General features: G+C 63.6%; 8 protein-coding genes and 1 tRNA gene. 5 read left to right on the forward strand and 4 right to left on the reverse strand.

The genetic code is table 11. From position 1 onward, the window contains the following. Positions 1–199: 199 nt before the first annotated feature. Positions 200–1852 (reverse strand): 2-isopropylmalate synthase, encoded by a 1653-nt coding sequence (leuA, locus tag FAZ21_RS07435; RefSeq protein ID WP_136772652.1) that lies wholly within the window; start codon positions 1850–1852, stop codon positions 200–202. A gap of 109 nt (positions 1853–1961) precedes the next feature. Between leuA and FAZ21_RS07440 the strand changes: the two genes are divergently transcribed. Then, on the forward strand, positions 1962–3083 hold the full coding sequence (locus FAZ21_RS07440) for a gluconeogenesis factor YvcK family protein (protein WP_246038534.1): 1122 nt from the start codon (positions 1962–1964) through the stop codon (positions 3081–3083). 67 nt (positions 3084–3150) lie between these two features. Here FAZ21_RS07440 and FAZ21_RS07445 read toward each other — a convergent pair whose 3' ends face one another. Beyond that, a complete protein-coding gene (locus FAZ21_RS07445; RefSeq protein ID WP_136772653.1) occupies positions 3151–3648 on the reverse strand; it encodes an Hcp family type VI secretion system effector in 498 nt (165 codons plus the stop codon). A 588-nt stretch (positions 3649–4236) separates the two neighbouring features. On the opposite strand from FAZ21_RS07445, the gene FAZ21_RS07450 reads away from it, so the two are divergent. Together FAZ21_RS07450 and FAZ21_RS07455 are read left to right on the forward strand one after the other, a co-directional pair. After that, complete coding sequence (locus tag FAZ21_RS07450; protein ID WP_136772654.1) at positions 4237–5955, forward strand: cation:proton antiporter domain-containing protein; 1719 nt, start codon at positions 4237–4239, stop codon at positions 5953–5955. A gap of 401 nt (positions 5956–6356) precedes the next feature. Continuing rightward, positions 6357–7250 carry a helix-turn-helix transcriptional regulator gene (locus tag FAZ21_RS07455; RefSeq protein ID WP_169307295.1) on the forward strand — a complete coding sequence of 298 codons (894 nt, stop codon included), beginning with the start codon at positions 6357–6359 and terminating at the stop codon, positions 7248–7250. Between the two features lie 69 nt (positions 7251–7319). On the opposite strand, the gene FAZ21_RS07460 is transcribed toward FAZ21_RS07455, so the two are convergent. Further along, positions 7320–9665 (reverse strand): extracellular solute-binding protein, encoded by a 2346-nt coding sequence (locus tag FAZ21_RS07460; RefSeq protein WP_136772656.1) that lies wholly within the window; start codon positions 9663–9665, stop codon positions 7320–7322. 614 nt (positions 9666–10279) lie between these two features. After that, positions 10280–10364 (reverse strand) — tRNA-Leu (locus FAZ21_RS07465). Here FAZ21_RS07465 and FAZ21_RS07470 point away from each other — a divergent pair. Together FAZ21_RS07470 and FAZ21_RS07475 are read left to right on the forward strand one after the other, a co-directional pair. After that, positions 10339–10557: a hypothetical protein gene (locus FAZ21_RS07470; RefSeq protein ID WP_136772657.1), complete on the forward strand. Its 219-nt coding sequence runs from the start codon at positions 10339–10341 to the stop codon at positions 10555–10557. The two genes, FAZ21_RS07465 and FAZ21_RS07470, sit on opposite strands and share 26 nt — an antisense overlap. Further along, the gene (locus FAZ21_RS07475) at positions 10538–11476 is read left to right on the forward strand and encodes an ankyrin repeat domain-containing protein (protein WP_169307296.1); all 939 of its coding nucleotides are present in this window, start codon (positions 10538–10540) and stop codon (positions 11474–11476) included. The genes FAZ21_RS07470 and FAZ21_RS07475 overlap by 20 nt, the downstream gene beginning before the upstream one ends. Positions 11477–11570 lie beyond the last annotated feature (94 nt).

Here is an 11570-nt window from a genome sequence, read left to right on the forward strand (position 1 = left end):
ACATGACGAAGAAAGTTTTGTGTCCGGTGGGGCTGTGCGGTTGCCGCGCAACATTCCAGGGAATCCCCGGGGTGAATTCGGTAGGGCTGTCCCGAAAGTGCATTGCGAACGCAGCGGGCCCCGTAGCCGGTGGCGGTCAGGCCCAGGCCCAGGCCGGCGGCCGGGGGCGTCCCGTGGCGGCAGGGACGCCCTGGCTGGCTCAGGGGGCGCGGTTCACGCCGCTCAGTACGGCCTTGATTGCGGCGGCGACGATATTGTCGTCCACGCCGGCGCCAAAGCGGGGCGCTCCGCCCTGGACGCGCAGCTCCACGTAGCAGGCGGCGGAGGCGGCCGCGCCCTGTGCCAGCGCGTGTTCGTGGTAATCGATGATTTCCACTTCCAGCGCCAGCGCGTGGACCAATGCATCGAGCGGGCCGTTGCCGCTGCCGGTCACGGTGCGCACGGTGCCGGCATGTTCCAGTTCCACCTCGATCCGTACCGCGTCGTCGCCATGGCCGTGGCGCTCCTCCAGCCGGTGGCCGAGATAGCGCCAGGGCGTGGTGGCATCCAGGTATTCGCGGCGGAACAGGCCGAACAGGTCGCTGCCGGTGACTTCGCCGCCATGATCGTCGGTGACGCGCTGGATCACGCGTGCGAATTCGATCTGCATCCGGCGCGGCAGCGCAAAGCCGTGTTCCTGCTCCAGTACGTAGGCCATGCCGCCCTTGCCGGACTGGCTGTTGACGCGGATCACCGCGTCGTAGCCGCGCCCGACGTCGGCCGGGTCGATCGGCAGGTAGGGTACTTCCCACGGCTGGTCGTCACGCTGTTGCGCCATGCCTTTCTTGATCGCGTCCTGGTGCGAGCCGGAAAACGCGGTGAAGACGAGATCGCCGGCGTAGGGGTGGCGCGGATGGACCGGCAGGCGGGTGCAGTGCTCGGCCACCTGGCGCACGCGGTCGATGTCGGAGAAATCGAGGCCGGGATGCACACCCTGGCTGTAGAGGTTGAGCGCCAGCGTCACCAGATCGACGTTGCCGGTGCGCTCGCCGCTGCCGAACAGGCAACCTTCCACCCGATCCGCGCCGGCCATCACCGCCAATTCGGCCGCCGCCACCGCCGTGCCACGGTCGTTGTGCGGGTGCACGCTGAGCACGATGCTGTCGCGGCGTGCCAGATTGCGGTGCATCCATTCGATCTGGTCGGCATAGGTGTTGGGCGTGCTCATCTCCACCGTGGCTGGCAGGTTGATGATCATCTTGCGCTGCGGCGTCGGCTGCCAGACTGCCGATACCGCGTCGCATACTTCCCTGGCGAATTCGACTTCGGTAGCGGAGAAGGTTTCGGGCGAGTACTGGAACACCCACTCGGTTTCCGGCCGCGCTTCGGTCAATTGCTTGATCAGGCGCGTGCCTGCCAGGGCCAGGTCCTTGACGCCTTGCTGGTCGGTATCGAACACGATGCGGCGCCAGGCCGGCGCGATGGGGTTGTAGAGGTGGACGATGGCGCGGCGCGCACCGGCCAGCGCGTCGATGCTGCGACGGATCAGGTCGTCGCGCGCCGGGGTAAGCACTTCGATGGTCACGTCGTCCGGGATGCGCCGTTCTTCGATCAGCATGCGCACGAAATCGAAGTCGGTTTGCGAGGCGGAAGGAAAAGCCACCTCGATTTCCTTGAAGCCGATCTTCACCAGCGCTTCGAACATGGCCAGCTTGCGCGTCGCATCCATCGGCTCGATCAGCGCCTGGTTGCCGTCGCGCAGGTCCGTGCTCATCCAGATCGGCGCGCTGCGCAGCACCGCGTCGGGCCACTGGCGATCGGGAAGGGAAATCGGCTGGAAAGCACGGTACTTGGCGGCTGGGTCGGCAATCATGATCTATCCTCTACTAAATGTCCGATAACGGATTTAATTCGACGAACAAATCGTAGGTTTATCTGATTAATGATGTCAAATTTATCTTTTATTGGACAAATTGTAGTTGATGGTCTTGCGGCTGGACCGGATGGTCAAGCGGCTGGCGCTCGCGTACGCTGCCTTTCTTTCTGGAGACCCCGATGTTGCAATCGATCCGTGCTGTGCCGGCCGCCCCTCGATCCCTCTGCCGGGGCGCGGCGCGATGACGCTGGGCGATCATGCCGCCCCGCGTCATCCTCGGGTGGTCGCGTTGGGTGGCGGGACAGGCCTGTCCGCGTTGCTGCGCGGGTTGAAGCACTTTCCGCTGGACCTCACGGCCATCGTCACCGTGGCGGACGATGGCGGCAGCTCCGGCGTGCTGTTGCGCGACTTCCAGTTGCCGCCACCCGGCGATATCCGCAACGTGCTGGTGGCGCTGGCCAGCGAGGAAACGCTGCTGGGCAGTCTGTTCCAGTACCGGTTTGCCACCGATGATGACCATTACCTGGATGGTCATTCCCTGGGCAACCTGCTGATCTGCGCCATGCACTCGCTCACCGATGGCGATTTCGTCCAGGCGGTGGCCAATATCGGGCGCGTGCTGAACATCCAGGGGCGCGTACTGCCGGTGGCTGCCAGGGCGGCCGTGTTGTGCGCGGAACTGGCGGATGGGCGCATTGCGCGCGGCGAATCGCAACTGGCCCGGCAGGGGGCGCCGATCCGGCGCGTCTACCATGCGGCGCCGGTGGTGGCGGTGCCGGAGGCGGTCAACGCGGTGGCCGAGGCCGACGTGATCGTGCTGGGACCGGGCAGCCTGTATACCAGCGTGCTGCCCAATGTGGTGGTGCCGGAGATCCGCGACGCGATCAATGCCAATAGGCGGGCCGACATCGTGTACATCTGCAATGTGATGACCGAGGCCGGCGAGACCGACGGCTACGATGCGGCGGAGCACGTGGACGCGCTGTATCGCCATGGCGTGGCCCGTATCGATCATGTGGTGGTGAACGACGAGCCGATTCCCGGCGATATCCTGGCGCGCTATCTCGCGGAGGGAGCGGTGCCGGTGGCGGTGGACGAAGCGCGGCTGGGTGCGCTGGGCGTGCAGGTGATCCGCTCGCGCAATGCCAGCGTGCATGGCGGCATCGTCCGGCACGATCCGATCAAGACCGCCGCCAGTGTGTTCAGCATTGCGCTGGAGCGCCTGTAGCCGCGCGGCGCCGCATATGAATGCAAAAAGCCCCGCCGAAGCGGGGCTTTTCGTGCGCGTGGGATGATCAGGCGATGGTCTTGTTCGCCGTCAGGTCCCAGCCGGCGCTGACATTGCCGCCGCCGGCACCGTCTTCACGCTTCTGCTGGGTGTAGGTCCACTTGATCTTGCCGTAGCTGAAGCTCACCGCTTCGGACGGGAAACCTTCATCGTTGGCCGAGCCGTTCGGCTGCACCTTGGAGATCAGCACCTGTTCCAGCTTTACCTCGAGGTACTTCACCTTGTCGCCACCGGCGCGGCACAGTTCCAGCGTCACATCCTTGATGTGCTTGCCGGTGCAGCAAGCTTCGTACAGCTTGGGGCTGGCCTTATCGATCAGGTGCACGATATCGAAGGTGCTGTGGTTCACGCGCTCGGCGGTGGCGCCGCCGACCGAGCTGGCGGTGGCCGAAGCCGGCTGTTCCAGCTTGTGCGCGAAGGATTTGATCTCGATCCAGTCCTTGTGCTTGTCGTCGGTGCTTTCACCGGGAATGCCGTCGATCTTGATGAAGGCGTCGAATGCCATGTTGAAACTCCTGGGGTTGAGTGAACGAACCCACCCGGGCCGTTTTCTCAGAATTTGGTGAGGAAGCAGACTGAAATGTAAGTTGGGTGGATCTGGCGCCAAGATTACGTGCAAATTGCCATGCATCGTGGAGCGCGTATCGGGAAAAAGCAGCCGTTCAACCTGGAGCTTCGGCGTGGTTACTTGCATGCGCGGCAATTTTCATAACTGACTGATTTCTGTCAATATGCTTTAGGGATTTTTTGCGGCGATACCACGGCCGGAAGTGCTACCTTTGGGTGTTCCCGGCGGGCCGATCCGCCTCGATGATTACCGGTGCCAAACCTGAAAATCGCCGGGAAACGTGCGCGAAAAGCATGCGAAAATACGCACCTTGCAGGGAAATGCCAAAAAGTGTCGGGAAAGGGTGAACCGAACGCCTGTTTCGCTGTTTAACTGAAAGCCGTTTCCGGTCCGACTGCCTGCCGGCGTGCTGTCCATGCCTGGCCAACGGCATCGGAACGGGGTTCGGGATCATCGCGCCCACCGCGCGGCGCCGTTCGGCCGCGCGTCTGTCTTGCCACTCATAACCATAAGGAACCGCGATACGTGCCGCACGATATCAGCCTGATCACCACCATTTCCGCCGGTCTTGGCCTGGCGCTGATTCTCGGTTTTCTCTGCGCCCGCCTGAAAATACCCGCATTGGTCGGTTATCTGCTGGCCGGCATGGTGATCGGGCCGGCAACGCCGGGTTTCGTGGCCGATGTGCACCTGGCGGGGCAACTGGCTGAAATCGGTGTGATGCTGCTGATGTTCGGCGTGGGGCTGCACTTTTCGCTGGAAGACCTGCTGGCGGTGCGCAAGATCGCGTTGCCCGGCGCCGTGGTACAGATTGCCGTTGCCACGCTGCTGGGGATGGGCGTGGCGATGTGGTGGGGCTGGAGCATCGGCGGCGCGCTGGTGTTCGGGCTGTCGCTGTCGTGCGCCAGTACCGTGGTGCTGTTGCGGGCACTGGAAACGCGCGGGGTGCTCGAATCGGTGAACGGCCGCATTGCCGTGGGCTGGCTGATCGTCGAAGACCTGGCAATGGTGCTGGTGCTGGTGCTGTTGCCGGCGGTGGCGCCGATGCTGGGCGGTACGGTGGCGGGGCACGCGACCGGCGGCAACCTGTGGTGGACGCTGCTCAGTACGCTGGGCCAGGTGGCCGTATTCGTGGTGCTGATGCTGGTGGTCGGGCGCCGCCTGTTTCCCTGGCTGCTGTGGCAGGTGGCGCGCACCGGTTCGCGCGAGCTGTTCACGCTGTGCGTGGTCGCCGCCGCGCTGGGTATCGCCTACGGTTCGGCCAAGTTGTTCGGGGTGTCGTTCGCATTGGGTGCATTCTTTGCCGGCATGGTGATGCGCGAGTCGGATCTCAGCCATCGCGCCGCCGAGGAATCGCTGCCGCTGCGCGATGCGTTTTCGGTGCTGTTCTTCGTGTCGGTGGGCATGCTGTTCGATCCGCGCGTCATGGTCGAGCAGCCGTTGCAGGTCCTGGCGGTGGTGGCGATCATCATCGTCGGCAAGACCGTGGCGGCGTTCGCGCTGGTGCTGATGTTCCGCTATCCGCTCAATACCGCGCTCACCGTTTCGGCCAGTCTGGCGCAGATCGGCGAGTTCTCGTTCATCCTGGCGGGCATGGGGCTGGCGCTCGACCTGCTGCCCAAGGAAGGGCAAAGCCTGATTCTGGCCGGCGCGCTGATTTCGATTGCATTCAACTCGGTGGTCTTCACGGCCATCGAGCCGGCGCAGCGCTGGATCCGCTCGCGTTCCAACCTGGCGCGGTTGCTGGAACGGCGTGACGATCCACTGGCCGAACTGCCGATGGAAGTGGACCAGGACAAGCTGACCGGGCAAGTGGTGCTGGTGGGCTATGGCCGGGTCGGCCGCCGCATTGGCGAGGCATTGGCCGAACAGGGCATCCCCTTCGTGGTGGCCGAGCAGAACCGCGAGATCGTCGAAACCCTGCGTATCCAGGGCGTGCCGGCGGTGTCGGGCGATGCGGCCGAGCCCGCAGTGCTGATCCAGGCGCACATTGCCAATGCCGGCATGCTGGTGATCGCCACGCCGGACAGCTTCCATGTGCGGCGGATGGTGGAGATTGCGCGCACGCTCAACCCGGGCATCGAAACCGTGGTGCGTACCCATAGCGAAGACGAAGCCGTGCTGCTGGCGCAGGAACAGGTGGGGCAGGTATTCATGGGCGAACACGAGCTGGCCAAGGGCATGACGCGCCATGTGCTGGAACGAATGACTGGCCGCCGGAAACCGGTGGGGGCCACACACTGACGGCGTGATGCTCTGACGCACGCCGGCCGGGGAGCACCATGCTCCCCTTTTTTCAGGTGCCTGAGCGGGGCCGCGATCAGCCATCCTCCGGCCATTGGTGTGCGGTGAGGTGGGCTTCCCCCTCACTGTGCCAACGATCTTGCGCTATTCACCCAGTGGCCCGGCTGAATCACTGTTTGGCTGAATGTGGCGGCGTCATTCCGAAATGGGAGGGGGGAAATCCGAAGGTTTGCCCTCCTTGCCCTACCACGGAAACCCGTGCGTGGGACACCACCTGTCCCGCCGCATCCACATACTGCGCGCGGCTATCACCGCGACATCTTGAGACAAGTTGTGTGGCATCCATGCCGGATGCGGAAACCTGGCGAAATCAGGCGCGGACTCAAAAGAGGATTTGGCTAATGTCCACGAAAGGCACGCATGATCGCCTTGCCCATCGCCTGGCCTGTACCCTCATATTGCTCAACCAGGGTGGCAAGCTCACGCCCAAGGGCCTGGCGGGCCGGTTCAATGTCTCGGTCAAGACGGCGCGTCGTGACCTCGATCGTCTCGACGCCATGGGCCTGCGCCAGGATGAAGACGGGCGTTACTTTTTGCCGAGCTATCTGCTCGGCAAATTGACTTTCCACGAAGTAGACCGGCTGATCGCATTGTCGGGCATCCAGGACCTGTTCCCGGATGTGGGTTCGGCACTGCTGCGGGATATGTTCGATCACATGGCGCGTAGTGCGCTGCTGACCAAGGGAGTGTACGACGAGCAGGCCGGAAAGCCCGCGGACGTGCAGACGATCCAGGGCGCGATCACCGAGTACCGGCACCTGGATTTCCAGTATCGCACCGGTGCCGGCCTGGATGACTATGTGGACCTGGAGCCCTACCGGCTGCTGAACGACAAGGGGGCATGGTACCTGGCGGCGGTTCACCACGGCCAGATCAAGACCTTCCACCTTGGCAAGATTCAGACGCTGTCGGTCAAGGCGTCCAGCTTCCAGCCCGACCCCGCCATCCAGGTCCGCGTCCAGACCGACGACAGCATCTGGTCCCACGAGGCCTTGAGCGAGGTGCTCATCACCGTCAATGCGGAGGCCGCCGATTACTTCAAGCGGCGCACCGTGCTGGCCCGACAGCAGATCGTCGAGGAACTGGCGGATGGCAGCCTGATCGTGTCCACGGCGGTGGTTCACCCCGCGCAGATCCTGCCCATCGTGCGCTACTGGATTCCGCACCTTCGCATTCTCAACCCGCTGGAATTGCAGATTTCGCTGGAACAGGAGTTGCGCGAATATGTGCAATAGCGCGCTGGTGCCAACCGACATGAAAAAAGCCCGGCCGAAGCCGGGCTTTCCAGTTGCGAAGCAGGGCGTCTAGCGACGCGCGGCCTCGCCGAGTCGGCGCGCTGCATCCTGCGCGCTCATATTGGCATTGCCCCAGTAGGCCCCGATCACATCGAAGAAGGCGGAGCGGACATTGTCCTGCACGGCCATGTTGTGGGCCCAGGACGGCACCAGCACGCCCTTGTTGGCGGCCGCGGCGAAATCCTTGGAGGACTGGCGGGCGTACTCGTCGTAGCGCGTCATGTTCACGTCGGTCCGCGCCGGGATGTTGCCCTTGTACAGGTTGAACACTTCCTGCCCTTCCTGGCTCATCAGCAGGCGGACGAAATCGCGTTGTGCCGCATGGCGCAGCGGGTCGGTCTGCTTGAACATCGTCAGCGTGTCGGCGGCGAAGCTGTAGTCGCCGCTTTGCGTCGGCGCCGGCCAGCACAGGTAATCGCGGCCCTGTTCCTTGCCGGCCTGCACGAACTCCGCCTTGGACCAGTCGCCCATCAACTGCATCGCGGCGCGGCCATTGATGACGTCGGCGGTGGCGAGGTTCCAGTCGCGACCCACCGGGTCCGGCGTCACGTAGGGCTTCAGGCGCTTGAGGGTTTCCAGTGCCTTGATCATCTTCGCGCCGGTGAGGCTGCCCTGGTCGAGCTGGCTGAACGCGGCACGGTAGAAGTCGGCACCGCCCTGGCCCAGCGCAATGGCTTCGAACACGGTGGCGACCTGCCAGCTCTGCTCGCTGTGCGCCAGCGCCGGAATCCCGGCCTGCTTCAGCTTGTCGGCCATGACGAAGAAGTCGTCCCACGAGGTGGGCGGGCGCAGGTTCAGGCGGTTCACGATCTGGGCGTTCACCCACAGCATGTTGGTACGGGCGGTGCCCAGCGGCACGGCCACGTACTTGCCGTCGGCCTGGATCATCTGGTCGAACACGGCGGGCAGCACGCGTGACCAACCTTGCTCGCGGGCGATTTCGGTCAGATCGGCACAGACGCCGTCGCGGGCCCAGTTCTGGATCTTCACGCCACCGATGGCGGCGGCGGTGGGCGAATTGCCCGCCTGGACGCGTGTCTTGAGCGAGGCCATCGGATTTTCGCCGCTGCTGCGCGCATCCATCCAGTGGTGACCCTGCTTGTTCAGCAATGCCTTCACTTCCGACACCGCGCGCGCTTCGGACGACGACAGCCACCAGTGCAGCACCTCGATGTCGGCCAGCTTGAACTTGCCGACCAGATCGAGCAGCCTGCTGGCGCGCCCGTCGAGCTGGGCCAGCGTCTGGCCGGATTGGCGCAGGGCCGAATCGGTGGCCTGCGTCATGTTGTTGATCTGCTCGGCGGAGTGCGCCATGGTCGTGGTGGCCGACGATTGCTCGCGGGTCGATTCGGCGATCTGCCGCACCGCTTCCACTACGTGTTCCATGCGCTGACCGATGCCCAGCATGTGCTTGCGGGCGTCATCGGCACTGATCACGCTGCCGTTCACCTGATCGGCGGTGGACCCCATGCTGCTCACCGCGCTGGTGGTTTCGCTGCCGATCGATTCGATCATGCGAGCGATTTCCACTGTTGCGGTCGAGGTACGTTCGGCCAGCTTGCGCACTTCGTCCGCCACCACGGCGAAGCCACGGCCCTGCTCGCCGGCGCGCGCGGCCTCGATGGCCGCGTTCAGGGCCAGGAGGTTGGTCTGGCCCGCGATGTCCTTGATCACCCCGACGATGCCGCTGATTTCCTGCGAGCGCTTGCCCAGGCTGTCCATCGTGGTGCCCAGCTCCTGCATGGCGCTGGCGACGCCGCCCACTTCTTCCAGGACGCGGCTTACCGCGTCGGCGCTTTCGCTGGCGGTGTGCTGGGTGTCCGACACCGCTTCGTCCACGTCGCGGGCATTGTCGGCAATGTGATTGATGCTGACCGTGATCTGCTGCACGGTGGCGGCGGAGGCCGCCGCGAAATCCGATTGCTGGCGGGCGTCCTTGGCCATCTGCTCATTGACCACGGCCACTTCGTGCAGGCCGATGGCGAGGCCTTCCATTTCCCGCTGTACTTCGCGCAGCACGCCCTGCTGGCGGGATACGAAGGTATTGAGGGCCTTGGCGATCTGGCCGGCCTCGTCGTCGCCCATATCCGGCAGGCGCAGATTCAGGTCACCGTGATCGCTGCCCAGGCTTTGCAGCGTGGCGTGGATGCGGGCGAGCGAGCCCATTCCCTTGCCGACGCCGAACAGCAACGCGGCGGCGATACCGCCCACGCTGACCAAAGCAATCAGCAGGGCGATGGTGGCGGTGCCGCCCGCGAGATTGCCGGCGCTGAACACGTAGCCAAGGGTGGCAGCAAAGCCGGCGACGACTGCGGCGAGCGGTACGGCGACCATCCAGCTTCGTAGCGACATCATGATTAATACTCCTGCGGCGACCCAGCGGTGGGATGGCCTTGAACGTAAAGCGAAATCTCAGTGCAAAGCTTGGTGGTGGTCCCACCCGTTTGGCTGGGGGTAGTTAGGATTATTTTTACATATTTGCAGCATAGCCTAGTGTCCTTACCGATGTGCGGCCATAAGTGGAAACGTTAATGAGGAATACCCTTTATGTGCACTAGATCATTGGCTTGCGGCGGATAACCTCAAGATGTTTCCTGGTTGCGCCGCACCATTTTCGGGGTGGGCCAATCCCGTGTGCCCTGAATCGGTGCGCAAAACCAATATTTCTATTTGTGTAATTATAGGTCGCCCTGAGCAGACTGCTGGTGCAAGAAAATCCCGAATTTTTTCGGTGGAGAATGCGCAAGGCGCGCAAAGGGAGCAAGGAGCATCGCAATTGTGTCTGATTCGGGTCGGTAATCACCCGCTCAAACCGGACGATGATAGGGGAGGCGGGCCTTTCCGTGCGCGCGCAATGGCATGAAAGTGGGCAAGCGGGGAACAGACGTCGCGCTGTCCTCCCATCGGCCCCTGCCCCGAACCGATAGACGCAAAAAAGCCGGGTCGAAACCCGGCTTTTCGTTATTCGATGGTGCCGACAGTGAGACTCGAACTCACACAGCCGAAGCCACTACCCCCTCAAGATAGCGTGTCTACCAATTTCACCATGTCGGCCTTGCGGGGCGGGACATTGCCGTCCAACCTGCAAAGAGGCGGGATGGTAACCGGCGCGCTGCGGCGTGTCCAGCTTTCCATGCACGACATCGCGCAGGCGTTTCGTTCAGGCCGCAAGGGCTTTGCGGTACAATGCGCTGATATCAATGAAAGTTTTAATCTTACAAAGCATCATGTCCGATTCTTTGCTTGATTACCTCAATCGCTATGATCTCGCAGGTCGCTATCCGCACCTGCTGGCGGAGCGCTACCCGCGCATCATCGGCCGGATCGTGGATTTGTGGGGTACGCCGGCGTTGTCCGCCTATTTCGAAGAGCTGTTGATCATGGATCGCCCCGATCGGCAGGGGTTTCCGCCCGAGGTCGGCGCGGAGTTGATGTCATTGGCATTTGCTTACGATCATCTGGTCTTGCCGAGCCAGGAGCAGGAGGACGTGTGGGCGCACGTCAACGGCAAGGCGCAGGAAGAGCTGGCCGCGCATGGCCTGATGCCCAGCGCCAAGGATTTCCATACCAGCGTCGGCCGTGGTGAACAGCAGATGATCGGGCTGTTCCTGCGCGCGGGGCTGTCGATCGACGCCCGGGACGAGCAGGAATGGACGCCGCTGATGCGCGCCTGCTTCGAAGGCAACCTGGCGATGGCCGAAGCGTTGATCCGCGCCGGTGGCAGCGTTCATGCGCAGGACAACGATGGTTACAGCCCCTTGCACTGGGCCGCGCTCAACGGCAATGAAGGGCTGGTGAACCTGTTGCTGGCCAATGGCGCCCGCGTGAATGCCACCAGCAACCACGGCTTTACGCCGCTGATCCAGGCCGCGTCGTGCGGGCATACCAAGCTGGTGCGCGCGCTGATCGCGGTGGGCGCCAACGTGGCCGCCACCACCACGGATGGCTGGACCGCCTTGCACAAGGCGGTATCCAATGGCCACCTCGATGCCAGCGTTGCCCTGCTGGACTACGGAGCCGATCCACTTGCCGCCTATCAGGACGGCACCACGCCGCTGGACATCGCCCAGCGCGGCAATCGCCAGCAACTGGCGAAGCTGCTCGCCATGGCCGCCAGCCTGCGCCAGCGCCATCCCGAGGCACTGAATCCCTCCAGCAAGAAGTAAGCGCTGGATTGCCGTCCCGAGGTGGCGCGGCTGGCCGTGACCGCCAAGCAAAACGCCTGCACCGAAGTGCAGGCGTTTTACGTTGCGGGTTACC

Origin of the sequence: Chitiniphilus eburneus, assembly GCF_005048205.1 — a bacterium.
GTDB classification, from domain to species: Bacteria; Pseudomonadota; Gammaproteobacteria; order Burkholderiales; family Chitinibacteraceae; genus Chitiniphilus; species Chitiniphilus eburneus.